This is a genomic window from Legionella santicrucis (assembly GCF_001468135.1).
GTDB classification, from domain to species: Bacteria; Pseudomonadota; Gammaproteobacteria; order Legionellales; family Legionellaceae; genus Legionella; species Legionella santicrucis.
Window position 1 is genome coordinate 401,559 of the sequence record NZ_LNYU01000091.1, and the last position, 25,445, is coordinate 427,003.

Genomic DNA, 25,445 nt, shown 5'->3' on the forward strand with positions numbered 1-25,445 from the left:
TTTAATTGAACATATTTAGAATATCTGCTCAGGAGTATACTTGCTTCTTGGTGAACGCTGCATGAGGCACAGACGTTTAATGACGTCAACTTAAATACATGTGGCTGCGTCTAATCCAGGCTACAGAAAAATAGGAATCAGTTTTCCTTAAGTGGACGCTATTACATAAACGTTTGCTGTTGAGATGCTCTTTGAGACTTATCCTAGCGATGTAACAAAAAATACAGTCTATGTGTTTCTTAGAATCAAAATCAGTATCGCAATAAAAGCAATCAAAACAAGCGCTAAAATCCCCATGGTAGAAAAGCTCTTATTCAAATTTTCTTTACTAAATTGGCCAGGATTGCCTTTGATAGTACGGTACAAAATGAAAATAATCATTCCAGCACCAATTAAAGCTAAAATTTGATATAAAGTTTCCATGAATCGTTCCTTATTTATACGCTAAAAAAGTTTACTCTTTTACGCCTTTTTAATTTCAAAACTAAATGCATCTGAAAATAAATGCTCGGGCGCAACACCCTTATTCACTAATGCATCCCTTGTGCTGTAAACCATATCAAAAGGGCCACTAATCACGATTTGCCATTGATTCAGATCATGGGGGTGTCTGTCCAACACCAAAGAAGCCAAAGGTTTACTGTTATCGTCAGAGACTGAAGAAAAATAACTAAAGCGACTGACATGGGTATTCCAACTATTCACCTTTTCATCCAAATACAAATCACTTTGCAAGCGTGCCCCCCAAAATAACTCAAAAGGTCGCGTATCTGAAGTCGCTAATAACTGCTCGATCATCGCTTTTACTGGTGCAAATCCAGTTCCCCCCGCAATAAACAAGATGGGGCGTTGCGCGTCTAAATGCTCAATGGAACATACACCAAAGGGCAAACGTATGTTGACGAATCCATGCTCTTTAATGTAAGCAAATAATCGCTGTGTGTATGGGTTTTCTAGACTATGTCGAATATGCAGCTCATATTTATGCGACCCTAAAGGTGCATTAGCAATAGAATAGCTAAAAGCATCTTGGTCAAAAACAATTTGCAAGTATTGTCCTGCTTGATAATCCACGTATCGTTCAGGGGCTAAAATCAAACGCATGATGCTATCGGTTAATGGTGAAATATCTTCTACCAGTGCTTTAATGATTTTTCCCGTCATTTACCTAGCCCCAATGCAGGCCAATAGTCATTGACTTTTTTAAGGATTTCTTCGTCCATAACAATAGGCATCCCCCATTCTCTTTGTGTTTCACCAGGCCATTTACTGGTAGCATCCATACCCATTTTTGAGCCTAAACCCGACACAGGTGAGGCAAAATCCAGATAATCAATGGGTGTATTTTCGACCATCACTGTATCCCGGCTCGGATCCATGCGCGTAGTCATTGCCCAAATCACATCTTGCCAATTGCGAGCATCAATATCATCATCACACACAATAACAAATTTGGTATACATAAATTGTCGCAAAAAGGACCATACCGCCATCATAATTCGTTTTGCATGGCCTGGATATTGTTTCTTAATGGTGACTACCGCCAAACGATAAGAGCATCCTTCCGGAGGCAAATAAAAATCAACAATTTCAGGAAATTGTTTTTGCAATAAAGGAATAAAAACTTCATTTAAAGCAACCCCTAAAATAGCAGGCTCATCGGGAGGACGTCCTGTATAAGTGCTGTGGTAAATAGGATTATCCCTATGGGTAATACGTTCTACGGTAAACACTGGAAAAGTTTGTACTTCATTATAATAGCCGGTGTGATCCCCGTAAGGCCCTTCGGGTGCCTCAACTCCAGGCTCCAGAAAACCCTCAAGAATAATTTCTGCACTTGCCGGCACATGCAATTCATTACCAATACAACGTGTTAAGCGAGTACGTTGGCCTCGTAGTAATCCCGCAAAGGCATATTCAGATAAAGTGTCGGGGACGGGTGTTACTGCCGCAAGTATCGTTGCGGGATCTGCCCCTAAAGTCACCGCCACAGGGAAGCGCTCTCCAGGATAGGCTTGCAGCCAGGCTTGATAGTCTAACGCCCCCCCTCGATGCGACAGCCAACGCATAATCAATTGATTTTTATTTAACAATTGCTGGCGGTAAATCCCCATATTTTCACGTGTTTGATGAGGTCCTTTCGTAGTCACAAGCCCCCAGGTTATTAATGGCGCGGCATCTTTTGGCCAACAGGTTTGAATAGGCAAGGAGGTCAGATCGACTTTATCTTTTTCCCAAACATGAGTTTGACATTCCGCCCCACTGACATATTTTGGTGCCATATTGAGTGCTTGCTTTAACAAAGGCAGTTTATTAAAAGCATCCTTAAATCCTTTAGGAGGTTCAGGCTCTTTTAAAGCAGCTAATAATTTACCTACTTCTCTTAATGCCTCTATATTGTCTTCACCCATACCCATTGCCACTCGTTCAACCGTACCAAATAAATTAGTTAATACAGGCATTTTCGAGTTGGGCGTATTCGTAAAAAGCAATGCAGGACCAGCAGCACGAAGTACCCGATCGCTAATAGCCGTCATTTCAAGATAGGGTGATACTGGATAGGTGATCCGTTTTAACAGTCCTCGAGATTCAAGTTGAGCAATAAAATCTCTTAGATCAGAGTATTTCATGAATAAATCCCCTAGAGTAACTTGGGTGAAATTGGCGCATCACTGCCATACTTCAGGGCTCTGTCTTTTTCGCGAAAACGGAAGGTCTAAAAAAGCCACAAACACCTTGCTAGAAACTTCATCTTGCAGCATAGCTTTCAATAGACCCCCTGCGTGCAGAGGATGACACCCTGCTAAACATCACCTTAAAGTAATAATCAATTTTTCTTTAAGTTGACGCCTATGCGCTTTCGCGAAGGCAACAACATATTCCTTAGTCCTATGGTAGTGTTCCTCAAGCTGAACACGCCTAGCAGCGACTGGATCCTCAATATCTTAATTTTAGAGGATCACTCAGGCTCAAATCGCAGGACGTAGAGATAAAGATAAACTCCCTACTCAAATAGCAGTAAGTTATAGTCTTCATCCAGACTATTTTTTGTAGTTGAATATTACTTACTCTTGACGTTTCATTGCATCAAAGAATTCTGCATTGGTTTTATGATTCTTCATACGCTCAAGCAAGAATTCAATTGCATCACACTCATCCATAGATTGTAGGATTTTACGTAATATCCAGGTACGTTGTAGATCTTCTGGACTTAGCAATAGATCTTCACGACGAGTACCTGAACGATTAATGTTAATCGCAGGGAAAACTCGACGTTCAGCAATATTACGACTCAAGTGGATTTCCATATTACCGGTTCCCTTGAATTCTTCATAAATCACTTCATCCATTTTTGAACCTGTATCCACCAACGCCGTAGCAATAATGGTCAAGCTACCACCTTCTTCTATATTACGTGCGGCACCATACAAACGCTTAGGTCTTTGCAGCGCATTTGCATCAACACCCCCGGTAAGAACTTTACCTGAAGAGGGGATCACAGTATTGTAAGCGCGTGCTAAGCGTGTAATCGAATCAAGTAAAATCACTACGTCGCGCTTGTGCTCAACCAAACGCTTCGCTTTTTCAATAACCATTTCCGCAACTTGGACATGGCGGTTAGCGGGTTCATCGAAAGTACTGGCAACCACTTCACCTTTTACGGAGCGTTGCATTTCAGTCACTTCTTCTGGACGCTCATCAATCAGTAAAACGATGAGATAACATTCAGGATAATTTTTCTCTATAGAGCGAGCAATGTTTTGCAACATCAATGTTTTACCCGCTTTGGGTGGAGAGACAATCAAGCCACGCTGGCCTCGACCAAAAGGAGCACAGAGATCCACAACTCGTGCAGTTAAATCTTCAGTACTGCCATTTCCTTGCTCCATCACCAAACGTTCTGTAGCGAATAATGGGGTAAGGTTTTCAAATAAAATTTTCCGTTTGGCACTATCCGGGGAGTCGTAGTTGATTTCATCAACCTTTAATAAAGCAAAATAGCGTTCATTGTCTTTGGGAGGACGAATTTTACCTGAAATAGTATCGCCAGAACGTAGACCAAAACGTCTGATTTGACTGGGGGATACATAAATGTCATCAGGGCCTGCCAAATAAGAACCATCGGCAGAACGCAAGAAACCAAAACCATCAGTCAGGACTTCTAAAACACCATCGCCGTGTATATCTTCACCCTTTAAAGCGTGGGCTTTAAGAATGGCAAATATAATTTCTTGTTTGCGCATACGGGAAGGATTTTCGACACCAATCTCTTGTGCGATATTAAAGAGATCGGCAATAGGCAATTGCTTAAGTTCACTAAGATTCATACTTCTCACTTGATTGGTTATTTAACGAATTGAATATCCGGGAAAATGTTTATAATGTTTATTTAAGAATAGCAGCAAGGATTCAATGCTGCCTATGTGATATATTTATTAGTATATCACATATTGCAAACAGGCTATCACAGCTTTACTAAAAGATACAACATTTTTTATCTAGAAAAATAAAAAATTATACGTGGCTCTCTACAAAAGCACTTAATTGAGATTTTGAAAGCAGACCCATTTTTACTGCTTCAACTTGACCATTTTTAAATAAAATCAAGGTAGGAATACTCATCACGCCATATTGTGCCGGAGTTTGTGGATTCTCATCTATATTGATTTTTGCAAATGTCACTTGTTCACTATGAGTAGTAGCTACTTCTTCCAATATAGGCGTTAATGCACGACATGGGCCGCACCATTCTGCCCAAAAATCAACTAATACAGGCTTATTGGATTGCATGACTTCTTGTTCAAAGCTTGCGTCAGTTACGGTTTTAATAAGATCGCTCATGTGTAAACCTCTGTTGTTTAAAATTGATTAATTTACCTATTATAGATCACCACCTAGCGCTTGCAACACACTTAATGCAGTAATTGCCGCTGTTTCTGTACGTAAAATTCTTGGGCCTAAAGAGAGTGGCTGGAATCCATACTTACTTGTATAGTGCACCTCCTGCTCACTTAACCCACCTTCTGGGCCAATAAGTAAAACAATATCTGCGACTTTAAAGGTGTAATCACGCCAAGTTTTATTTCCTCCTGGGTGTAAAATAAATTTTAATTTCGCTCGGACTTCTTCCATATAACGGTTTAGGGTAATAGGTAGATGAACTGTAGGTACACTATTACGTCCTGATTGTTCACAAGCAGCAATTACTATAGCCTGCCATTGGTGAATTTTTTTGGCCATTCGCTCTTGATCTAATTTGACCACGCAACGTTCTGTAATAATAGGAGTGATGCTGGTTACACCTAATTCGACTGCTTTTTGCATCACCCATTCCATACGCTCCCCTTTGGAAATGGCTTGCGCTAAATGAATCGTTAAAGGTGATTCTTTGCTTGCTTCTTTTACTGAACCGACGGCAACAATAACCTGCTTTTTTTTCACCGTTTCTATGATTGCATCAAATTCCCGATTATCACCACAAAATAAAGTAAGTTGCTCTCCCGCTTGCATGCGCAAAACAACCCCAACATGTTGGCTCGCTTCTGGAGACAATTCGAGTAACTGGCCTGTGTCATAGTTGCCTGGCTGATAAATACGTACTGCTCTCATGAGTTTTTTTGTTCTCTTTTCGTTGCCTAACTGAGTTAAAATTTTAACAGCACTATAACAAAAATTACTTATTTTTGTCCCATATGATAGAATTTTTTATTTCATCAACGGGGCAAGGAAATTAAAAACTATGAGTAAAACACGTATCGAATCCGACAGTATGGGCGAAATTACTGTTCCTGCTGATAAATATTGGGGAGCACAAACTGAGCGCTCACTACATCACTTTAACATAGGCAAAGACATTATGCCGCGTGAAGTGACGCATGCTTTTGGGATTTTAAAAAAAGCTGCAGCACTCACTAATCTTGATTTAAGTAAATTACCTAAAGAAAAAGCAGATCTTATTATTCAAGCGGCTGAGGAAGTCAGTAAAGGAATGTTAGATGAACATTTCCCTTTACATGTCTGGCAAACAGGAAGTGGTACCCAATCAAACATGAATGCGAATGAAGTCATTTCCAATCGCGCAATCGAATTAGCAGGCGGAACTATGGGCAGTAAATCTCCCATTCATCCCAATGACCATGTGAATATGTCCCAATCTTCAAATGATACTTTCCCTACAGCCATGCATATAGCCGCCGCCATTGCGTTCAATAAACAACTCATTCCCGCAGTAAAGAGTTTACGTGATGCCTTTGCAGTAAAAGTGGCTGCATTTAAAGACATAGTTAAAATTGGCCGCACTCATTTGCAAGATGCAGTACCTATTACTTTAGGTCAAGAATTTTCCGGTTATGTTGCTCAACTTGATGCGTGTATTCAAAGACTCGAGGATGTCTTACCTGAGTTGTATGAATTGGCAGCAGGGGGAACTGCGGTAGGAACAGGCTTAAATACCCATCCCCAGTTTGCCACAAAAGTAGCAGAACATATTGCTCAAATCACCAAACTGCCATTCATCACTGCCCCTAATAAATTTGCCGCTCTGGCATCTCATGAGCCTTTGGTTTTTGCCCATAGTGCAATGAAAGCCTTGGCTTGTGCACTCATGAAAATTGCCAATGATATCCGCTGGTTGGCGTCAGGGCCTCGATGTGGTATAGGCGAGCTGATAATACCAGAAAACGAACCTGGTTCATCTATTATGCCTGGGAAAGTAAACCCCACTCAATGCGAAGCAATGACTATGGTTTGTGCTCAGGTTTTAGGTAATGATGCTACTGTAGGTATCGCCGATAGCCAAGGAAATTTTGAATTAAATGTATTTAAACCAGTGATCATCCTTAATGTGCTTCATTCTCTTAACTTATTGACTGATACTTGTCGTTCTTTTCAAGAGTTTTGCGCCGAAGGAATCGAGGCCAATCACAAGGTAATTGATTATTATTTACATCATTCATTAATGTTAGTTACCGCATTAAATCAACATATAGGTTATGATAAAGCAGCTAAAATTGCTAAAACAGCACATCATGATAATTCTTCTTTGCAAGAAGCGGCAGTTAAGCTTGGGTTTTTAACTGCAGAACAATTTGCTGAATTTGTAAAACCAGAAGAAATGACATCCCCCCATTAATTGAGAAAAATTCAGTAAGTGAAGGTTTTTTACTTATGCTGGCCTTTCTGCCTTATCCGCAGAAAGGCCACGACATGAATAATTCTTAACAATCTGGGGTATTATTAAAATGCCCCCTAATAGTAATTATTTATTGAAGATGTTCCTGTAGGAGAAGAGCTTTCGAAGCTCTCTTTACGTTGCTCCCTAACTCATTAAATTAAAAAGGGATCTTAAAATTTAAAAGTGTAACTATAATCTTCAGAACTGTCAGAATCTTTCTTATCAAAAGTAATGTGTGGAAGTGTGACCTTAACATGAGATTCACCAAAACATCCACCATCTTGCGTAGAAATGCTACCTTTGTTGATCTTTATTTTATCAGTGATGGAAATACTGCCATTATCAACGGTTTGCACTTTTTTTTGACCAAAGAAGACGTTCTCAAATTTAAATTTCATTTTATTACCTCGTAACGATTAAAGAGCGCAAATTATACAGTAAGAGCACAAAAAAATCAAATAGATTAATTTTCCTGAGGCTTCGGCTTGCAACCCCTTGCCAGCCATGGAAGGCTTAAGCATATTTTATAAAGTCTAAAAATTCAGGCATTATTAATCAAAGTAAAAAAATACAGCCAGCATAAAATGACAGGGGGCTGTAGGCATCGTCAATTTAACTTTTCGGGGCGAAAGAAAGTGCTGTGGTCTGATTTTAGACGCAAAGGAGCATAAGTGAAGATTTTGTACTTATGCTTGCCTTTCTGCCTTATCAGCAGAAAGGCTGACCTCATTTAATATTATTGAATCACAGGAATTTGAGGTGCCGCTTTACGAGCAGGTCCTGGGGTAGCTTGTTGTGTAGGATCTTTAGAAGCATAGGTCTTTTGCTTCGCTTTTGATTTATTAACAGCACCTTTTTGCGTTTGTGCTTGCGCTTTACTCGTTGGCTCATAAGATTGAGGATAATTCGAGTGCTCTGAGCGTTGCATATCCATACTACATGCACCTAGCCCCAGAGATAAAGCTATTCCAAAACACCATTTTAATGATTTAAAATTTGGCATAGTATGCTCCCTGCTTTTTATTATTTTTAATGAATCAACATTTAATATAGATTAAAAAAAATAAAATCACCACCCAAACTACATAAAATATCATCACAGATGAAAATGTCACTCGAAATACCTTAATAAATTTGCATCCAGAAAATTGAACAAGACTACAAACCGGACTCAGTCTTTACGCGCATTACATATCCCCATAAAACATATTCGACATTAAGAATCTATTTTTTCATGGAACAATATAACACCGGATTTGCTTAATAATTCTTTAATCAAAATGATGTAAAATATACTAAAGCAAACAAAAATAACACACCTTATTTTAATTGATAAACTGAATTGAAACGTTTTTTTAATCACAAATAACCAATTTGTATTTTACAAATACTATTATGTCTGAATATGTGAGGTATATGCTATTATGTTTTCAAGAATACTAACTAGTGGTAGTAGTGCGGCACTGCGCTACAATGCACAAAGAATTACTGCTTATTTTGTCAATGGAGCTCCTAGCCGCGGGATATCTACCTATGCTTCCCAGCGATTTGATCAAGAGTGGACGAATCCTGAAAAACAAGATATTGCTAAAACGATAACATTAGCAACCATAGTGTCAACAACGCACACTTTACGAGAATTAGCTGAAACCCAACCACCATTAGCTCCTGGAAAAATAGTTCATTCATCTGTTGTATATGCCCACGGAAGCACTTATGGGCAGCCTTGTGCAGTAGATAAAATTTTTGCTGTTTGTCCGGAACATTTATTATTAATGCGCACCGCAATAGGAATATTAAGAAATCCAAACCCCAACATTGAACAAATTAGCTATATTATAGCTGCTGAGCTTGGGAAAGAATTATCAAAATTAGATCCAAAAACATTGGGAAGTCTTTTTGAGTTAGGCTCTAATGTTAAAGAAAGCCGATCCAAAGATATGATTGAAGATCAGTCTGAGTTAATTCGTATCCTTACTGGTGAGAAAAAAGTTTCACCGCAACAACTTTCAAGAGTTCTTGAATTTGTTTTATCTCCTTTGGGTATGATTGCAAATACCTTTGGAGGTCCTCGCTGCAAAGTTGCTAATGCTAAAAAGGAACAAAGGGACATAGGTGATTTAGAACAATTTATGGAAAATGTCATGATGCCTTCATTAAGCCGTTATCATGTTCCATATATCAAAGCGCCAGGTTCACCCTATTCACATTTACAAATGCAGCAATATGCCCAAGGAGCTCCAATAACAGAGGAAGAGCGTGTTACAATTAATCATTATCTAGAATGTTGTTCACGTAAAGGCAGTCCGCTTCCAGAAATACCGCAACTACGTAGTGTCATCGTTAAAGATCCCAAAGGTAGAACTATCCATCTCCATGACCATATGAATTTGCCACATTTTTTTGATGTTTCAGGGACTACTGGAGCAGTAATGCAAGCGTCATTGGGGCTTTTAGATAAAGCAGGGAAGTTAGAACTTGTGGATGGTCCAAATGGGACTATTAATTTAGGTATGACTCTGGTTGGCTGTAATTTTTACAAACAAGGATATCATAATTATTATGAAGTTCTTCCAGCCTTACATTGGGTTAACCATAATGTTTGGAAACAGCCTTTTGTAGAGATGACACCTACGGAGCTTCTTCAGGCGGTTCCAGAATCCTTAAAAGAGTGCGTCGATCCACAAAGCCCAATGGCTCCTAAAGTTGGTGATACACTGGATTTGGTTACTGAGCATTTTGCATTACACTATGAGCTCTATAAGGAAAATCTCCTGACTAGTGAAAAAGACAAAGAGCAATCATTATCTTCTCCTGGTCTTGGTGGAAGCGACAAGGACTAATCAGAGGACACTCACTCTAAATACCTGGGTGAAGCAACGCTGTAACCCAGGTATTTTAAGTAGATCCAATCATATTATCAGCGTTTTCAACCTATAGCACGTCACTGCGTCAATAGTTACAGGTCCAATCGCATTATAGTTTTGGAGTATTTACCTCAAAATGAAACACTTTTTCCAGAGGGGTATAAGATTTTACGTGAAGTAAGCTATGATCAATATAATGAATAGGAACTCCAGCTTCTGACTTAGTTGTAACACAATTCACATCACACAAAAGTTCATATTTACCTAGTTGGGCGTAATAGGACTTGGCCATTTCTAGCCATTCACTTTTTTCACTATTAGAAATAGCCTTTAATATTTGCGGATTATATACTGGGCCTGTACTTAAAAAATGAGGCTCTGCTGCAGTAATATTTAACCCAACAAGCTCTGTTCCTTTGGTTAATGTAGTCAGATCTGTAGGTATTTTATTCAGTTTAAATAATTTTTGTTGTAGCTGTAGGTACTCTTTACTATGCGGCTGGGGTATGTGGCTGGTAGATGAAGAAAATAATCGATTGAAGTTGTTACTTGCGTTTTTATAGACTTGAGGGGCTGCGCGATTTACAACTGGGAAAAGTCGAGCAAACATACTAAATCCTTGTCAAAATGAAAAACCAAAAAACATTATATCAGTGTTAAAATATTAATCAATCCATTTTAAATTGCTTGAAAACTTAAGTTATAAGAATTTTTTTTTTGTGATTAAAAGCCCTATAATTAAAATCCCTATTTTTCAATCAAGGACCCAATATGATTTATTCGAACATACTTGCGACCATTGGACGTACTCCCGTCGTAAAAATTAATCGCCTCGGCCGTGATCTCGAGTGTGATCTCTATGCCAAATGTGAATTTTTTAACCCAGGAGGCTCCGTCAAAGATCGTATTGGATATGAGATGGTTGTTCATGCAGAACAAGATGGTCTTATAAAACCAGGTTATACACTCATAGAACCCACTTCTGGGAATACAGGGATAGGTATTGCTTTAGCAGGAGCCGTACTGGGCTATAAAGTCATTATTACCATGCCCGAAAAAATGAGCCAAGAAAAGCAATCAGTACTCGAACGCCTAGGAGCAAAAATCTATCGCACCCCCACGGAAGCTGCATATAATGATCCAGAAAGCCACATCTCTTTAGCAAAAAAACTGCATGCAGAAATCCCTAACTCATATATTCTTGACCAATACGCCAATCCCAATAACCCTAATGCCCATTATCGAGGCACAGCCCAAGAAATTATCGATGATTTTGGCAAGGACTTGCACATGATTGTCGCAGGCGTAGGCACCGGCGGTACTATTACTGGGATAGCAAAACGTCTTAAAGAATATAACCCATCAATTAAAATCATTGGCGTTGATCCAGAAGGATCCATTCTTGGTGGCGGAACTGAAATCAAATCCTATCATGTAGAGGGCATAGGTTATGATTTCTTCCCAGAAGTATTGGATAATCATTTAATCGATAAGTATATTAAAATCAATGATACCAATTCATTTAAAACAGCAAGAGATTTAATTCGAGAAGAAGGTTTATTAGTAGGAGGCTCTTCTGGTGCTGCTATGTGGGCTGCTCTACAAGCTGCAAAGTCTCTAAATAAAGGACAAAAATGCCTCGTTATTTTGCCTGACTCAATTCGTAATTATATGTCTAAATTTCCCAATGATGAGTGGATGAAGGCACAAGGATTTCTCTAATCCTAATTGGGTTTGCTGCGCGGAGTTCACAAAACTCCGCGTCACTTGAACTAATGAATATTACCTCAATACTGCTGTAGATTGATTTTCTATTTGATCAAATAAGCTATCTGGTTCAACTTGCTTTGTACTAATCCAACTTGCTAAAGCACTCGCCAACAACTCTTTCGTATGTTGCTCTTTCTCAGCTGGAACACTAGCAATAACGGGTGCTCTCACTGACTGATCTAAGACAGATAATGATAAAGCACCGTTTGATTGTGCAGGCAAAAAAGTAATATAAAGATTCATTAGTTGTTCGTAAGTTAATTCGCCAGCAAGTACCATAGATAAAATTGTCTTTCGCCATTGATCGTAGGATTGCAATAACTCTTTATTATCTTGGGCTATCAGATGCATAATCTCTGCCAGAGTTCCGCCTTGCTCATGTATATCTTCGACAGGTTTAGGCGCATTAATGGCTAATTGACCCACATAAGCAAATTCTGTTTTATGTTTTACAGCGGGGAAATACTGATCTCCCTGAATTTGAATCATTAAATTAAGTTTAGACATTATGCCTCTCCCTCATATATATCTCTTTTTCTAAGTTCCTTTCCTGGTTCTTTAAAAGATAAGGTAACAGTAACTCCCAAAGCATGTGCCAGAGCATTTAAAGCGCTAGGAGGCAACTTGACTTTAGGATCACGTAAATAACTTTTTGGAGTTTCAGCACTCAACCCATTAAATACCTCACGGTATTTTAGAGGATGAATATATAACTCATCTACGGTCAGCTGGCGCAACACATAAGCCATGCATTCAACAAGTTCGGTCTTACGAGTATTATTAAGCAAGACACCCATACGTTCTGGCAACGTTAAAAATGGTTGGCTACTGACATATCTAGGAAAATAATGATAAAAACGCTCTAATATTTTTTTCAAAATTGCATCATTACCACGTTGCGTACCATATAAAGAATCAATCAAAGCCACTGCCGCAGCATGAAACTGCTCATTACCAACATTAATGAAGCTATACTCTTCGCGCGGCTTATATCCTTGTGTTTTATTACTAAAAAAACCACTCGAAAGTGCAACCATAATGCTCTCTCCAAACCCCAATATAATTTCTATTCTAAAGAATCAAAATTAAGGAAATATTAACTAATTACACATCATGAAATATAAATTTACACTTATTTTTATTCTAAAACAAAACATCATAATAAAATAACACTTAACATTATAATTTTATACTGCGTACAATAATTTTACTTGTTCATCTTTTCAAGAGTTAAGCTGATTTAATTCTTTATATTTTGAAAATAAAAAGAATTTATCGAGATTTGCTCATATAAATACCATCAAGAGGATAAAAATAAAATAATTAGCTATAGTAATCTCTAAATAGCGAACTGATGACTTTATTGGAAGAGAAGCAATAAGAAGAAGTTCGAATTTATAAGGGACTTACCTTGGACCAATTAATACCGTATTTTGTCTGCTTGTTTTTTGTATTTCTAGTTGCTCTACTTCATTTACACCACAAAAAAAAATATTTTCAAATTAAGCGTTGGCAAAAATCGTTACATTTGCAAGAACATGCACAAATTTTTCATCACCTATATCAAACAAGCAATGGATTTATATTATCGCAGAACGCACGACGAAAACACGACGCAATGGAATACGCATATGGTGAAATTGAGTTTTTCTCTTTTATCGCGCTTTTATCGCTAATAAATCCAAATGAAAACACTGTATTTTATGATTTAGGATCTGGATCAGGAAAAGCAGTAATTGCTTGCGGTATGGTATTCCCTGTACACAAAAGCATTGGTATCGAATTGTTTCCTGAATTGTATTTACACTCCTGCCAACAAGTAGAACAATTATCAGCGATGAAACAATATGAGAGACAGGCAGAAAAAATTAAGTTTCGTTTAGGTGATTTTCTCGAGGCAAACCTAAATGATGCAACACTTATTTTCATTAATTCTACTGCTTTTTTCGGCCCAACCTGGGAGAAGCTATGTTTTAAAATAGATGGATTGCCACACCTCAACACAATAATTACAACCAGTAAACCCCTATCTTGTATCCATTTCAAACTGTTGAAGCATACGAAAGTTAAAATGAGTTGGGGGGTTGTTTCTGCTTATATTCATACGCGAAAAAACATATTGGACTAACTGTCTTGAAAATATTGAATAATTTTTTTACCCGTCTATACTTATAAATAAGGAATAATTGTTAGCGCCGAATCTTTACTGGTAGCAGACTTTGACACATGCGACAACAAGGGGTGGATATGATTAAATCGGAACTCATTGAACACATCGCTTCTCGAATGACGCATCTTACTGAGAAACAAGTAGCTGATAGTGTAAATAGAATTCTTGAATTAATGAGCGATGCACTCATTAAAAATCAGAGGATAGAAATTCGAGGCTTTGGTAGTTTTTCTCTTCATTATCGTCCACCACGCAATGCCCATAATCCCAAAACGGGGGAAAAAGTGGTGACCACAGCCAAATATAGTCCCCATTTCAAACCAGGGAAAGAATTACGCGAACGCGTTGATGCGTCACGCGATAAGTACGAACTGCCCGAGGAGTAATAGGCCGAGGACGGCCATATTGGGCAGATCTTAATTAAAAATGCATGGGGGCATGAAAAGTGCTATTTTGACATAACCATTAGAATTATCAGCACATCTATTTTTTATAGCCAGAGTTCCATCTTTGGCTAATATCTAAATTATGCTTTAGGTAAAGTCACTCCCGTTTGTCCCTGGTATTTCCCATTGCGATCACGATATGAGACAGCGCAAACTTCAGTGGCTTCTAAAAACAGCATTTGTGCCACGCCTTCATTGGCATAAATTTTGGCGGGCAACGTTGTAGTATTTGAAAACTCCAATGTCACATGTCCTTCCCATTCAGGCTCTAAAGGTGTCACATTGACAATAATGCCACAACGCGCATAAGTAGACTTACCAAGACAAATTGTAAGAACATTACGTGGGATACGAAAATACTCTACTGTTCTTGCTAAAGCAAATGAGTTGGGTGGGATAATACATACATCAGAATGTACATCAACGAAACTGTTTTCATCAAAGGCTTTGGGATCAACAATCGCTGAATTAATATTAGTAAAAATCTTAAATTCATTGGCGCAACGAACATCATAGCCATAGCTCGATACACCATAAGAAATAATTCGTCCACTATCATTTTCACGTACTTGTCCTGGCTGAAATGGAGATATCATTCCATGTTCCAACGCCATTTTTTCTATCCATTTATCTGATTTAATTGACACAATATAAACCTCATGACTCATCAAAAGAATGAGTTCTATCATAAATATTGAACAAACGAAAGAATGTTTGCTTATACTTATTAGTAGGAACTCCAGAATTCCTATAGGAATAAGTGGAAAATGGTATTAGAAATATTATTTTTATTTTTTTATTCATAAGGTTAAACAATGAAAATAAAAAAAATTCAAGAAATTGAATATCAATATGGGGAAGAAGAAAACCTCAAGCGAATTCTTTACCACTCCAAAGAACCTATTTTAATAAAGATCAAATCATTTACTGAAAAATATAATTTAGATTATTTTGCAAACCTTGTGTATGGAGAAATAACTTATGATACCTATGAGAGCGATCTCTGGAAATCGTGTCAACCTGGCGACTTTAAAACCATCATGCAACAAATGGATAATAACATGCCGCATCGAATTTTTGGTTTAACTCTGCCTAAGCAACTTTCGGCGGAGATTGAAAAACATGTACCTCTTTGGCAAAAACTGCCATTTCGACCAAGATATTTTAATAAAAAATTAAAGGTTTCTTATTTCTTCGGCGGCAAAGGTGCTCATACAGAGATGCATTTCGACAGAGAGCATTGCAGTAACCTGCATTTTTGTATCTGTGGAAAAAAGCAATTCTTATTATTTACTGAAGATCAAAGCGAATATATTTATAAATTACCCTTTGTTGGTGATAGCCTAATTGACTTTGGTTATTCCTGGGATTCTTTATGTCAACAATTTCCGAGATTAAATCAAGCAGAAGGATATAACGTCACTCTTGGACCAGGGGATATGCTGTTTTTGCCGAAGAATTGCTGGCACTATACAACCTATCTTGAAGCTTCAGCTGCCGCTACTTATGTTTTCTATCCAAATAAGCTTTTTCAATTTTATGGATATTTTACAGGCTATTTCTTTATGGGCTATAAAGAGCCAAGCGGTTTTAAAATTGCTGATTGGCCATTTTTTAAAAAATTTAGTGAGGATTATGCTTTAGCAGAAGGGAGGAAAAAGCATCTATTTAAAATAATCGAGAGTATTTCTTATGCATTTTTACTCCCTGCAATAAGTCTTGTCCTCAAGATTTCATTACTAATAAAACCACGCCGATTTTTTTATTAAATTCAGAAAATTATCATGTGTTGACAATGGGTTCCCGTCACTTTTTAATAAGTAGGGGGCAAATTGCATTCTCTTACATCCTGCGGCTTGTCCCTGAGAGTTCCGCAGAAAATATTGCTTTAACCTATTGAAAAGATACGCCTGACTGTGCCTGTTAGATATAGTTTTGGCAATATTATTTAACACCATTCTCAATTTTTCATCTCAAAAGCCAATAAAATAGGGCCATTAGCAAGAACAAGAGCCTATGTTTGCTAGCGAGGCTCTCAATAAAATGGCATCATTAGATATACCTCAAAGCTATCGATCTGCCTAAACCTTGAAAAATAAGTGCATGCATAGGGCTTAAGAAATGAAGCTGATTTGCTTTGTTCAACTACGCCATGTGAAACTATCAAGCCCAGTTCTTAAAGTAACAAGACTGCAGCAGTCTTGTTACCTTGCAATTTAAGCAGAATGACAGCAGCGTTTAATCAATGGAGTACATGATGGAAGTAGTTAAAAAAGGTTGGAAGCAATTCCTGCATTGGTGTTATCAGGCAGAAAATGAAAAGCAGTTGGATGCCTTGTTTGATTTGGTCTTAACGCACGAAGAAAAGAGTGATATTGCCACGCGCTGCCTTATTATTAAGGAATTACTGGCTCAAGAAGAAAGCCAGCGTGACATCGCTAAAAATCTTAATGTCAGCATTGCCAAGATTACCCGTGGCTCCAATGAGTTAAAACGCATGAAAGCCTCAATTATCCAGTATGTTAAGAAAAATCTTCTACACTCTTGATCCACCTGCCTTGACCTGTAATGATGTAATGGTGTATTGTTGCAGCATTACAAGCTAAACAGAATAATGCAGGTCAACAGCTAATGAGTGCAACTTTTATAGGCGTCGCGGCCAATAGCAATAAAAGAATTTTTGGCTCCACCATGCTGGTAACTGGCTGCTGCATCGGTGCCAGCATGATCGGTTTACCTGTCTTGAGTGCGTTGACTGGTTTCATGCCCTCCATCGTCGCGATGGTGTTTTGCTATCTCTTTACTACCGTAACCGGATTATTGCTTGCTGAAGCATCATTATGGTTTGACGACAATGCCAACCTGCCCTCCATCGTCGAATTTGCACTGGGTAAAATCGGAAAAATCATCACTGTCGTCCTGTTTTTATTTTTGTTTTACTGTCTCTTCGTCGCCTTTCTTGACGGCGGTGGCAGTTTATTTTCCGAAATGCTGGGATATCTATTTCATACCAACATCAGTCATCACATTGGTGTAGTGAGTTGCATGTTCTTTGTCGCGGCAATTGCCTACGCCGGCACATACGCAGCCGATCACGTTAACCGTCTGCTGCTCGCCGGTTTAGTCATTTCGTATGTGAGCCTCGTTGCCGTCGGTATACCGCATATGCATCAGAAAAATTTACTTTATACTGACTGGTCAGCCATTTTCAGCGTAGTACCAATTTTGCTGTTGTGTTTTGGGTATCAAAACCTCGTACCAAGCCTCGTCCGTTATCTACATAAAGATGTGGGTGCCATCCGTTTTGCAATTATTGTCGGAAATCTGATTCCATTCTTTGTGTATTTTCTCTGGAATTATCTGATTTTAAGTTTATTGCCCACGCATCATGCCAGCACGGGAAATGAGACTCAAATGGTAGTCGAACTGTTAACTGCTGCTGCGATCCCTTCAGTCTCAGTCATCTTTTTTGTGAAATCATTTTCACTGTTTGCGATGCTAACTTCATTTTTACCGAGTACCGTCAGCTTTTTTGATTTTCTGAAAGACGGTTTTAAAAATATTTTTCATAAGAAAGTCAAAAATGATTTGCCCATTTTCATAATGATCTTTCTGGCACCAACGGCATGCGCGTTGGTTTATCCAAAAATATTTTTGAGTGCGTTAAGTTTTGCGGGCGGTTTTATTGATGTGTTGTTATTTGGTATTTTGCCGGCACTGGCGGTGTTGCTTGGACGCAGGAGGAGAACGGCCGAAAGCAATTATCAAGTGCTTGGGGGTACGGTGACACCGGTTATAATAGTGTTAATCTCACTTGCACTCTTGTGCCTGAAAATGATTTCGGACTATTAGAAATTAGAGGTTCGACCGGGATCCTGACAAAAAGGACCGTTTCATGTTAACTATTTGACCTATCTATTGAAATAACTGACTCACCTTTTAAATAATGCATCAGTTGATAATCCGAATAATCTAAAACGGTAACTCAAGTTTTATAACTGGGATAATGGCAATGATGATGTATGGTTCACTCCTGGTTCTTATGAGGTAGATTCTGGGCTGTTTTTCATTTGTAATATTACCTGGGGCGTGTGCATATTTCTTAATATTCTCGCATGCGGAACAATTGGAATTTCCAAATATTGGATGCCTAAAAAATGAAAACCGCTGTCTATGACGCCAATGCGTGTTTTTTACGAGACAGCTGGCATTATCTAATTTAGTTTGGGCGCATCAATTTCTTGGCCAATATCTTGTTCTTGCCCTTGTCTTTTTTCATTATCTCTAGCCGATGCCATTGTATCCCTTCCTGCCGATGAAGTTAATACACCATTAGTATTGCTAGGAGTATTTTTTGGAAGAACTAAGGGAGGAATAGCTCCAAATTTACTCTTAGCATCTTGAACCATAGTACTTTCAATAGTGTAAGGGGGCGCTTTATTAAATAATGAATAAACCTTATTCATAAAACCTTTAAATCCATTCGTTATAGGAATTTTATCTGCTTGCTTCTGTGCATTATCAAAGTGCCTCGAAATGTTCCGCTCAATATTTTGCAAGGGTTCACTTACTGCTATTTTATCAGGCTCTGTAACTACAGTTTTTAAATAATACTTTACTTCATTACTGACATTCCGACAAAGATCATTAATAACCATTTTTTCAGCTGCGGAAATAGAAGACTTATCTACTTGGGCTTGAGTGGCTTCTAAGTCCGCAAGTTTCTTTGAATAGGTATCAACTACCTCTGTTGTTGCTTTGTCTAATGTAATCTCCTTTTTGGAGAGATTTATTATTTCCTCGGCATAGTTTAATTCACTTTCTAAAATAGGAACACTAACCTTTGTAAGTGGCCTTCCTTCATCTAATGCAGTTTTGCAGGCATGTGCGTTGGCTAAAATTGTCTCCAAAAATAACTTCTTATCTTTATCAGCATTAATAGTTTCAATCTGCAATAATATAATTAGTTTTTTTAATTCATCTCTGCTCGTATCCTCTGAAATTATAAAGCTGGATGCTTCGGTTTGCTGCAATTTCTCGAAACGAGCAAACTTACTATCAAGTGATTCTTTTGCATTCAACCGAAGTCCCAACTCTGTAGCCAATTGCGGCATTTGCTCATTGTACTGAACTTTTGTAATTTTCCCCTTTAAAAGATCATCCTTTAGCCTCCAATCTAAATCTGCTTGGGTCTCAGTTATAATCGAGTTATTCACTTCCGCTAGGGATTTTAGATTATCCAAAGAGGACTTGATCATTGCTGGAATTTCTTCTTTAGCTAAAGGTTGGGTTCCAAATGGCATTTTGTACTCCTAGTAATTTCCCCTAATATATATTATAGTCAAAGAAACAACATTCCCCTTTATATCCATTCTTTTTCTTATCAGAGCGCAAGCGTATCACCAGTTTTTGTATCACTAACAGAAACCATCCTTTACTTCTTTGCTGCCATATTTGCTAAAATATCCCCTAACTCCATTGGCATGGGGAAAATTATAGTTGAGTTATTATTAGTTGCTATTTGAGATAAGGTTTGTAAATAACGTAATTGCATGGCCTGAGGTTGTTGGGCCAAAACCTGCGATGCTTGCAATAACTTTGCTGAAGCTTGTAGCTCACCTTCTGCATGGATTATTTTAGCCCTTCTTTCGCGCTCCGCTTCAGCTTGTCGCGCAATTGCTCTTATCATACTTTCATCCAAATCAACACGTTTAATCTCAACGTTTGACACTTTAATTCCCCAGTTATCCGTTTGAGAATCTAATATTTTTTGAACATCACTATTTAATCGTTCTCGTTCGGAGAGCATTTCATCCAATTCGTGCTGCCCCAGTACGGAACGTAATGTAGTTTGTGCTAACTGGCTGGTTGCTTCATAATAGTTGGCTACCTGGATAATTGCATTTTCTGGGGTGACCACGCGGAAATATAAAACAGCATTTACCCTTACTGAAACATTATCTTTGGATATTACGTCTTGACTTGGCACATCCATGACTATAGTCCGCAGATCAACACGTACTACTTGTTGAATTATAGGAATCACAAGGATTAGCCCTGGACCTTTTACGCGCCAAAAGCGCCCTAGCATAAATATAACACCTCGCTCATATTCTCTAAAAACTTTAATTGCCGATGTAAGAAACATAATGGCTAATACTAAAATAATTATTAAAAAGGGGCCCATTTTTACTCTCCTTGATTCTCTAAATCCTCTTTAACCTCTAGGATGAGGCCGGATGCTTTGATTACTTTTATCGGCTTAGTCGCTGCAATAAATTCTTGGGAGCGTACACTCCAGATTTCACCACGAATAATTGCTTGTCCTTCTCGATCAATATCCCCAAGTGCTCTCCCTTTGGCCCCCTCCAAAACAGCTAATCCATGTTTAACAGATTGACCCCTCGCCTTTAAAGCAACACCTAATAGGATTATAAAAAGAAGTATATTGACTACAGCCATTATCCATATTACAGACCAAGCTATGTGATACATTTGTGAGTGAGTATCAAATAGCATAATAGAACCTATGACAAAAGCTATGGTGCCGCCACCCCCTAATGAACCATATGCAGGTATAAATGCTTCCGCAATAATGAAGCCTATACCTAAGATAATGAGGAAAAAACCTGCATAATTAATTGGTAATAATTGCAGCGCGTAGAAAGCAAGACACAAAGATATTGCTCCAATGACTCCCGGTAATACATGTCCTGGATTAACTAATTCAAAAAAAATGCCATATATCCCAAGCAAAAGTAGGAGATATGCTAATGTTGGGACAGTAATCAATGATAAAAAACGTGTACGCCAATCGGGATTAATAACTTCGATTATAGAGTTATTTGTATTTAATATTATTTTTTGATCATTTTGAATCACTGCTATACCATTTAATTGGGATAATAAATCTTTTTCATCTGCTGCAATATAATTGATTACTCCTTCTTTTAAAGCTTCTGTAGAAGTTAGTGTTGACGCATTTAGGACTGCCTTTTGAGCAAACACCAGATCTCGTCCCCTTAGCTGTGCTAAAGTACGCATTGTTGCCAGCGCATCATTAGTCATCTTTTCCTTGCTTGTTGATTGTTTTTTTGTATCACTTTCGTCTACAAATCCTATTTCATTGATACTCACAGGACTTGCTGCACCTAATTGTGTTCCAGGGGCCATTGCTGCTAATGTGCTGGCATAAAGTATATAAGTTCCAGCGCTTGCAGCTCGCGCACCTTTTGGACTGACATAGGTCACAATAGGTACTTTAGATGATAAAAATTTTTGGATTATAGTTCGCGTTGCTTCATCAAGCCCACCAGGGGTATCAAGAGTAATTAAAATCAAATCCGCATGTTGTGCATTATCAATATTACGAACGATGTAGTCCGCTGTAGCTGGTCCTATTGCTCCCTTTATATTTAATTTAACTATTCTTGCCGTATAAGCATGAGCACTATTAATAAATAAAATAAAGATGAAGATACTAAATGCAGATACCCTGATAGTAGTTGGCATAGATATCGATCTTGTCATCATGTGAATTTTGCACACACGCTAATCCCTTTCAAAGACCCCATATATTAAAAGATAGCATATATTGATCTATTATTGGTCTTGTTGTTCGATCATGGATTTTGACTTGATTGATTTGAACGTGAAACGATCACCGCTATAGTTTTAGGACGTTAATACGTTTGATTTATCGAACCTGAGTGCTTGCAAGCACCCAGGTTACTTAATTATTAGAAGTAAACTCCAATTTGTGCAGATACGGTATCTGCAGTACCTCCTGTACCTAGTGTAGGTGCATTTACAAGGCCCGGAGGAGCTGCTCCATTCGCAAAGTCATTTGAGCTGTAATCTATTTCATGTCGGTATTCAATACTTTCAACAGTATCCTTCCAAATTGAAATGTTAAATACACCAATAAAACGATGTTGGGGTAAATTGAGTGCCAGTGCATCTTTAGTCCATTGATAGCCCACACCTACAGATGAAGGTCTGTTGAATGCTCTAAAGGTCATATCAATTTCTGTTTGCAATGCCTGGGGTTTTGCACCACGTCCGTTAAAACTTAAGTCCTGTGCTCTAAATGCTTGCGTTGCACTAACCCATTCCGCAGCAAAATTGAAGCGATCATACCCCATATTGCCATATACATCTACAGCTTGGGTTTTTCGCACTGCTTCATTTCCATTAAGCAAAGAGCCAAAACCACCGAAAGTACCTGGGTTAGCTGCCGTATTTTGCATTCCTGCAGCATCGTCCATGGAGCTAATATAACTTGCTCCTACTTCACCTCTAATGTCGTTAAATGCAAAACTATACCCTACATTTGCACCACCTACTCCAGCTCGTCCCAAGGTCGTATCGCTTCTATAAATATAGGTTGCTACAAATGGACCCGAATCTTCTTGAGACTTATAGCCTAAAATGAAAGGCCTTGTCTTGGTTCGTGCTAGATTTAACGTTAATGGGGCGCTGATCATAGAGCTGGAATAACGTCCAAAAGGTACATACAACTGCCCTGCAGTAAAATAAAAAGGAGTTTTATCTAAGTTTCCAATATTAACAAAACCCATATTTAGGTTAAATGCAGAATTGTTAATTCTAGGGCCTACATCTGGAGGGTTTGAATCATAAGCAATTGCAATATAAGCTTCAACATTTTGGTTAAGTGCTGCGGCTACATCCACCTCACTCGAACCCAAAGTCAAATCAACATTCGTTCCTCCAACATAGTCACTATTCATCATGCCTACTGGTTCTGCTTTACCACTAATTGCTATTATGGGCCGCTCGGGAATGGGATAACCTATGGTCTGATAAGCTCTATATAACTTACGACGTTGCTGCATTAAGCGAATATCGCGGTTAATACTTGAAATATTGACGATATAATCAGAACCATCGAATGCAGGGCGATCTCCTAAGTATGGTGAAGCGACTACGGGAGTGCCAGCAATGTACGTCACTACTCGATTATCTGCTACTAAGGCAGTGGGATAAAACCCTATAGATTCGGGGTGCTCTTCAGGCGTATGAACTGAAATACTTGATGAATGATATTTGATCATTTCGTCTTTCTTATTACGTACATTAGCTTTCTTTTTAGTAGACTTTGACACAGTTTTTGTGACAACTGGTTTTGCTGTTTTACTGCTTTGCTTCTTCACCTTATGAGCCACTACCTCTTTTTGTAAAGCCTCTAATTGGCTTTGTAACAGTTGAGCCTGTTTTTGTAACTGTGCTATCTGGCGTTGTAGTTGTTGATCATTTTCTGCATAGAGTGATGATGATAAACAGACCAAAACCAATAAAACCATTTTGAACTTCATGTGGTACTCCTGTTTATTATTTTTACTTCCACAGCGGGAGGGGTGAAATTATATCTTGGCAAATAAAAACTGACTAGACATTTTATTATAAATTTGCATAATTTTTGTAACTATAAATCAAAAAAAACCCATGCCAGATGGGTTTTTATTTTGATTTTCATTCTTGTGTAAAAAAGAATCGATAAGTTATGCATCACCAATGAGTTTGAGTCCAAAATATGGGCCAAAAACTCCGTAATCTACTGCGTGAACAGGACCTACTAAATTTGCGAAGGATTGAGCCTCAAGTACATGGAAGTAATTAACTGCTTGATAGCCTACCTGAACATTTGCAACACCGATAGGAGTAGCATGGGCATAATTCACTCCAAGCTTTGCCTCTAAACTAGGGACTATTCCTTTTTTACGATAGAAAACTTGTTCAACAATAGCATCGAAAGGCGCCAGGACAAAACCAGCTTGATAACGGTTAGTTCCATAAAGTATTGATCCTGCCCCATTAGCTGTGATGCTTAGTGAATCTGTGATGTAGTATGCGTAATCCAATCCAACAGCAGGTCCAAATCCTTTATAATTGGTATTATTAAATTTACTCAATGGATTGTTTGCTAACATAGGAATTGGAAGTTGTTGCGTTATATAATAGTTCGTTGCTGTTGATTGTATGTTGGCATATTGTAAGCCTCCATAGAAACGGATCTTGTCTCTAACACTCAGATTAGTATATTGTCCCATGACTATATTTACTTGATCAATTCTATTAAAGCTTGTTAACTCAAAGGGAGTAGGGAGAGGTGGTAATCCTATTGCAGGGATGGTAAGGATTCCAAAAAAATTTGTTGGATCTATAGAGCTGCTGAAATGCATCCAATTAATGCTGATATCATTTCCGGTATTGAAGTGATAAGAGCCTTCTAAGCGATATCCCCAATTCCACTCATTCTTTACTTCTTTATTTAGAGGGCCAGTACCTGGTTCAAATGCTTTTTCACTACCATAAACTGATCTCAAATAGAGAGCTTGTGCACTAAAATCCCAAAGTTTTGCTTCGCAAGGAACGGTAACATTACCTGGGGTACAAGCTGGGCCCATAGTTCCGGCAATAGTTACATTTGCTGCCAATCCTAACACAGCGATAGTTACTTTTTTAAACATGAATACTCCATCAAAAAAAAAGCCCATCTTTTAGACGGGCTTTACAAAATCTTAATCAATTAAGAAATTAAACGTTTCCTACATACTTCAGACCGAAGTAAGGACCTGCAGCAGCAAAGTCAGTAGCTGTAGTTTGTAATACAGTTGTGTTTAATGCATGGATGTAGTCGAACCACATGTAACCAGCATCTAGAGTTAAGTCACCTTGTGCCATTGCATAAGTATAGCTAGCACCTAACTTAGCTTCTAATTCAGGAACAACTGTTGTTCTGCTTCCAGCGATGTTTAAGTCAAATACTTCACCAGCAGGTGTAAACACATCAAGGTCGTAACCATGCTTAGCAGTACCAACTAATACAGCAGCAGCTGCTTTAGCATAAATTCCGAAACCGTTACCGAATACATAGTTCATGTCGATACCAGTACGTGGACCGAAGCCGTTGTATTGAGTATTTCCATTGAATCGAGCAAGGAAATCATCAGCATCAGCATCTACGTCAGCAGCAAATGCATGAACGCTTCTCTTAA

The 25,445-nt window shown here is 38.3% G+C and carries 26 protein-coding genes; 8 read left to right on the forward strand and 18 right to left on the reverse strand.

What is annotated here, in order from left to right; translation table 11 throughout:
• Positions 1-228: 228 nt before the first annotated feature.
• The 6 genes from Lsan_RS19605 to Lsan_RS19630 all read right to left on the reverse strand — a co-directional run bounded on the left by Lsan_RS19605 (position 229) and on the right by Lsan_RS19630 (position 5,610).
• Positions 229-423, reverse strand: a complete 195-nt coding sequence (locus tag Lsan_RS19605) for a hypothetical protein (RefSeq protein ID WP_058515786.1) — start codon at positions 421-423, stop codon at positions 229-231.
• A 39-nt stretch (positions 424-462) separates the two neighbouring features.
• Positions 463-1,164, reverse strand: a complete 702-nt coding sequence (locus Lsan_RS19610; RefSeq protein ID WP_058515787.1) for an NAD(P)H-flavin reductase — start codon at positions 1,162-1,164, stop codon at positions 463-465.
• Positions 1,161-2,630: a 4-hydroxy-3-polyprenylbenzoate decarboxylase gene (ubiD, locus tag Lsan_RS19615; protein ID WP_058515788.1), complete on the reverse strand. Its 1,470-nt coding sequence runs from the start codon at positions 2,628-2,630 to the stop codon at positions 1,161-1,163. Before ubiD ends, Lsan_RS19610 begins: the two co-directional genes overlap by 4 nt.
• Before the next feature lie 435 nt (positions 2,631-3,065).
• A complete protein-coding gene (gene rho, locus Lsan_RS19620) occupies positions 3,066-4,328 on the reverse strand; it encodes a transcription termination factor Rho (RefSeq protein ID WP_027272008.1) in 1,263 nt (420 codons plus the stop codon).
• A gap of 187 nt (positions 4,329-4,515) precedes the next feature.
• The gene (trxA, locus tag Lsan_RS19625) at positions 4,516-4,842 is read right to left on the reverse strand and encodes a thioredoxin (protein WP_058515789.1); all 327 of its coding nucleotides are present in this window, start codon (positions 4,840-4,842) and stop codon (positions 4,516-4,518) included.
• A 39-nt stretch (positions 4,843-4,881) separates the two neighbouring features.
• Positions 4,882-5,610 carry a 16S rRNA (uracil(1498)-N(3))-methyltransferase gene (locus Lsan_RS19630; RefSeq protein ID WP_058515790.1) on the reverse strand — a complete coding sequence of 243 codons (729 nt, stop codon included), beginning with the start codon at positions 5,608-5,610 and terminating at the stop codon, positions 4,882-4,884.
• Positions 5,611-5,740: 130 nt separating this feature from the next.
• Between Lsan_RS19630 and fumC the strand changes: the two genes are divergently transcribed.
• Positions 5,741-7,132: a class II fumarate hydratase gene (fumC, locus tag Lsan_RS19635; protein WP_058515791.1), complete on the forward strand. Its 1,392-nt coding sequence runs from the start codon at positions 5,741-5,743 to the stop codon at positions 7,130-7,132.
• Between the two features lie 212 nt (positions 7,133-7,344).
• On the opposite strand, the gene Lsan_RS19640 is transcribed toward fumC, so the two are convergent.
• Complete coding sequence (locus Lsan_RS19640) at positions 7,345-7,572, reverse strand: hypothetical protein (RefSeq protein WP_058515792.1); 228 nt, start codon at positions 7,570-7,572, stop codon at positions 7,345-7,347.
• Positions 7,573-7,910: 338 nt separating this feature from the next.
• Positions 7,911-8,177 carry a hypothetical protein gene (locus Lsan_RS19645; protein ID WP_058515793.1) on the reverse strand — a complete coding sequence of 89 codons (267 nt, stop codon included), beginning with the start codon at positions 8,175-8,177 and terminating at the stop codon, positions 7,911-7,913.
• A gap of 421 nt (positions 8,178-8,598) precedes the next feature.
• On the opposite strand from Lsan_RS19645, the gene Lsan_RS19650 reads away from it, so the two are divergent.
• Positions 8,599-10,017: a hypothetical protein gene (locus Lsan_RS19650; protein WP_058515794.1), complete on the forward strand. Its 1,419-nt coding sequence runs from the start codon at positions 8,599-8,601 to the stop codon at positions 10,015-10,017.
• A gap of 133 nt (positions 10,018-10,150) precedes the next feature.
• Here the strand turns inward: Lsan_RS19650 and Lsan_RS19655 are convergent, their stop codons facing one another.
• Positions 10,151-10,651: a hypothetical protein gene (locus Lsan_RS19655; protein ID WP_058515795.1), complete on the reverse strand. Its 501-nt coding sequence runs from the start codon at positions 10,649-10,651 to the stop codon at positions 10,151-10,153.
• 161 nt (positions 10,652-10,812) lie between these two features.
• Between Lsan_RS19655 and Lsan_RS19660 the strand changes: the two genes are divergently transcribed.
• Positions 10,813-11,763: a pyridoxal-phosphate dependent enzyme gene (locus Lsan_RS19660; protein ID WP_058515796.1), complete on the forward strand. Its 951-nt coding sequence runs from the start codon at positions 10,813-10,815 to the stop codon at positions 11,761-11,763.
• Between the two features lie 60 nt (positions 11,764-11,823).
• On the opposite strand, the gene Lsan_RS19665 is transcribed toward Lsan_RS19660, so the two are convergent.
• Positions 11,824-12,318: a hypothetical protein gene (locus Lsan_RS19665; RefSeq protein ID WP_058515797.1), complete on the reverse strand. Its 495-nt coding sequence runs from the start codon at positions 12,316-12,318 to the stop codon at positions 11,824-11,826.
• Positions 12,318-12,848 carry a hypothetical protein gene (locus tag Lsan_RS19670; protein WP_058515798.1) on the reverse strand — a complete coding sequence of 177 codons (531 nt, stop codon included), beginning with the start codon at positions 12,846-12,848 and terminating at the stop codon, positions 12,318-12,320. Before Lsan_RS19670 ends, Lsan_RS19665 begins: the two co-directional genes overlap by 1 nt.
• 374 nt (positions 12,849-13,222) lie before the next feature.
• On the opposite strand from Lsan_RS19670, the gene Lsan_RS19675 reads away from it, so the two are divergent.
• Both Lsan_RS19675 and Lsan_RS19680 read left to right on the forward strand, forming a co-directional pair.
• Positions 13,223-13,939, forward strand: a complete 717-nt coding sequence (locus tag Lsan_RS19675; protein ID WP_133134231.1) for a class I SAM-dependent methyltransferase — start codon at positions 13,223-13,225, stop codon at positions 13,937-13,939.
• A 119-nt stretch (positions 13,940-14,058) separates the two neighbouring features.
• Positions 14,059-14,367: an integration host factor subunit beta gene (locus Lsan_RS19680; protein ID WP_058515800.1), complete on the forward strand. Its 309-nt coding sequence runs from the start codon at positions 14,059-14,061 to the stop codon at positions 14,365-14,367.
• Positions 14,368-14,507: 140 nt separating this feature from the next.
• Here Lsan_RS19680 and dcd read toward each other — a convergent pair whose 3' ends face one another.
• Positions 14,508-15,074 (reverse strand): dCTP deaminase, encoded by a 567-nt coding sequence (dcd, locus tag Lsan_RS19685; RefSeq protein ID WP_058516089.1) that lies wholly within the window; start codon positions 15,072-15,074, stop codon positions 14,508-14,510.
• A 168-nt stretch (positions 15,075-15,242) separates the two neighbouring features.
• Here dcd and Lsan_RS19690 point away from each other — a divergent pair, with 168 nt between their 5' ends.
• The 3 genes from Lsan_RS19690 (at position 15,243) to Lsan_RS19700 (ending at position 18,279) form a co-directional block, all read left to right on the forward strand.
• Complete coding sequence (locus Lsan_RS19690) at positions 15,243-16,196, forward strand: cupin-like domain-containing protein (RefSeq protein ID WP_058515801.1); 954 nt, start codon at positions 15,243-15,245, stop codon at positions 16,194-16,196.
• Between the two features lie 488 nt (positions 16,197-16,684).
• On the forward strand, positions 16,685-16,975 hold the full coding sequence (trpR, locus tag Lsan_RS19695) for a trp operon repressor (protein ID WP_058515802.1): 291 nt from the start codon (positions 16,685-16,687) through the stop codon (positions 16,973-16,975).
• Positions 16,976-17,058: 83 nt separating this feature from the next.
• The gene (locus tag Lsan_RS19700) at positions 17,059-18,279 is read left to right on the forward strand and encodes an amino acid permease (RefSeq protein WP_083505189.1); all 1,221 of its coding nucleotides are present in this window, start codon (positions 17,059-17,061) and stop codon (positions 18,277-18,279) included.
• A gap of 362 nt (positions 18,280-18,641) precedes the next feature.
• Here Lsan_RS19700 and Lsan_RS19705 read toward each other — a convergent pair whose 3' ends face one another.
• The 6 genes from Lsan_RS19705 to Lsan_RS23245 all read right to left on the reverse strand — a co-directional run.
• A complete protein-coding gene (locus Lsan_RS19705; protein ID WP_058515804.1) occupies positions 18,642-19,730 on the reverse strand; it encodes a hypothetical protein in 1,089 nt (362 codons plus the stop codon).
• A gap of 131 nt (positions 19,731-19,861) precedes the next feature.
• Positions 19,862-20,614 (reverse strand): slipin family protein, encoded by a 753-nt coding sequence (locus Lsan_RS19710; RefSeq protein WP_058515805.1) that lies wholly within the window; start codon positions 20,612-20,614, stop codon positions 19,862-19,864.
• Between the two features lie 2 nt (positions 20,615-20,616).
• A complete protein-coding gene (locus Lsan_RS19715) occupies positions 20,617-21,939 on the reverse strand; it encodes an NfeD family protein (RefSeq protein ID WP_058515806.1) in 1,323 nt (440 codons plus the stop codon).
• Positions 21,940-22,166: 227 nt separating this feature from the next.
• A complete protein-coding gene (locus Lsan_RS19720) occupies positions 22,167-23,762 on the reverse strand; it encodes an LbtU family siderophore porin (protein ID WP_058515807.1) in 1,596 nt (531 codons plus the stop codon).
• 186 nt (positions 23,763-23,948) lie between these two features.
• On the reverse strand, positions 23,949-24,917 hold the full coding sequence (locus Lsan_RS19725; RefSeq protein ID WP_058515808.1) for an Lpg1974 family pore-forming outer membrane protein: 969 nt from the start codon (positions 24,915-24,917) through the stop codon (positions 23,949-23,951).
• A 67-nt stretch (positions 24,918-24,984) separates the two neighbouring features.
• Positions 24,985-25,445 (reverse strand): Lpg1974 family pore-forming outer membrane protein (locus Lsan_RS23245; RefSeq protein ID WP_237762219.1); only part of this gene is annotated, 461 nt, incomplete at its 5' end.

Coding starts and splice junctions, on each gene's coding strand:
- Lsan_RS19605 (WP_058515786.1), bottom strand. CDS start 423: ATGGAAACTTTATATCAAATTTTAGCTTTAATTGGTGCTGGAATGATT.
- Lsan_RS19610 (WP_058515787.1), bottom strand. CDS start 1,164: ATGACGGGAAAAATCATTAAAGCACTGGTAGAAGATATTTCACCATTA.
- ubiD (WP_058515788.1), bottom strand. CDS start 2,630: ATGAAATACTCTGATCTAAGAGATTTTATTGCTCAACTTGAATCTCGA.
- rho (WP_027272008.1), bottom strand. CDS start 4,328: ATGAATCTTAGTGAACTTAAGCAATTGCCTATTGCCGATCTCTTTAAT.
- trxA (WP_058515789.1), bottom strand. CDS start 4,842: ATGAGCGATCTTATTAAAACCGTAACTGACGCAAGCTTTGAACAAGAA.
- Lsan_RS19630 (WP_058515790.1), bottom strand. CDS start 5,610: ATGAGAGCAGTACGTATTTATCAGCCAGGCAACTATGACACAGGCCAG.
- fumC (WP_058515791.1), top strand. CDS start 5,741: ATGAGTAAAACACGTATCGAATCCGACAGTATGGGCGAAATTACTGTT.
- Lsan_RS19640 (WP_058515792.1), bottom strand. CDS start 7,572: ATGAAATTTAAATTTGAGAACGTCTTCTTTGGTCAAAAAAAAGTGCAA.
- Lsan_RS19645 (WP_058515793.1), bottom strand. CDS start 8,177: ATGCCAAATTTTAAATCATTAAAATGGTGTTTTGGAATAGCTTTATCT.
- Lsan_RS19650 (WP_058515794.1), top strand. CDS start 8,599: ATGTTTTCAAGAATACTAACTAGTGGTAGTAGTGCGGCACTGCGCTAC.
- Lsan_RS19655 (WP_058515795.1), bottom strand. CDS start 10,651: ATGTTTGCTCGACTTTTCCCAGTTGTAAATCGCGCAGCCCCTCAAGTC.
- Lsan_RS19660 (WP_058515796.1), top strand. CDS start 10,813: ATGATTTATTCGAACATACTTGCGACCATTGGACGTACTCCCGTCGTA.
- Lsan_RS19665 (WP_058515797.1), bottom strand. CDS start 12,318: ATGTCTAAACTTAATTTAATGATTCAAATTCAGGGAGATCAGTATTTC.
- Lsan_RS19670 (WP_058515798.1), bottom strand. CDS start 12,848: ATGGTTGCACTTTCGAGTGGTTTTTTTAGTAATAAAACACAAGGATAT.
- Lsan_RS19680 (WP_058515800.1), top strand. CDS start 14,059: ATGATTAAATCGGAACTCATTGAACACATCGCTTCTCGAATGACGCAT.
- Lsan_RS19690 (WP_058515801.1), top strand. CDS start 15,243: ATGAAAATAAAAAAAATTCAAGAAATTGAATATCAATATGGGGAAGAA.
- trpR (WP_058515802.1), top strand. CDS start 16,685: ATGGAAGTAGTTAAAAAAGGTTGGAAGCAATTCCTGCATTGGTGTTAT.
- Lsan_RS19700 (WP_083505189.1), top strand. CDS start 17,059: ATGAGTGCAACTTTTATAGGCGTCGCGGCCAATAGCAATAAAAGAATT.
- Lsan_RS19705 (WP_058515804.1), bottom strand. CDS start 19,730: ATGCCATTTGGAACCCAACCTTTAGCTAAAGAAGAAATTCCAGCAATG.
- Lsan_RS19710 (WP_058515805.1), bottom strand. CDS start 20,614: ATGGGCCCCTTTTTAATAATTATTTTAGTATTAGCCATTATGTTTCTT.
- Lsan_RS19715 (WP_058515806.1), bottom strand. CDS start 21,939: ATGCCAACTACTATCAGGGTATCTGCATTTAGTATCTTCATCTTTATT.
- Lsan_RS19720 (WP_058515807.1), bottom strand. CDS start 23,762: ATGAAGTTCAAAATGGTTTTATTGGTTTTGGTCTGTTTATCATCATCA.
- Lsan_RS19725 (WP_058515808.1), bottom strand. CDS start 24,917: ATGTTTAAAAAAGTAACTATCGCTGTGTTAGGATTGGCAGCAAATGTA.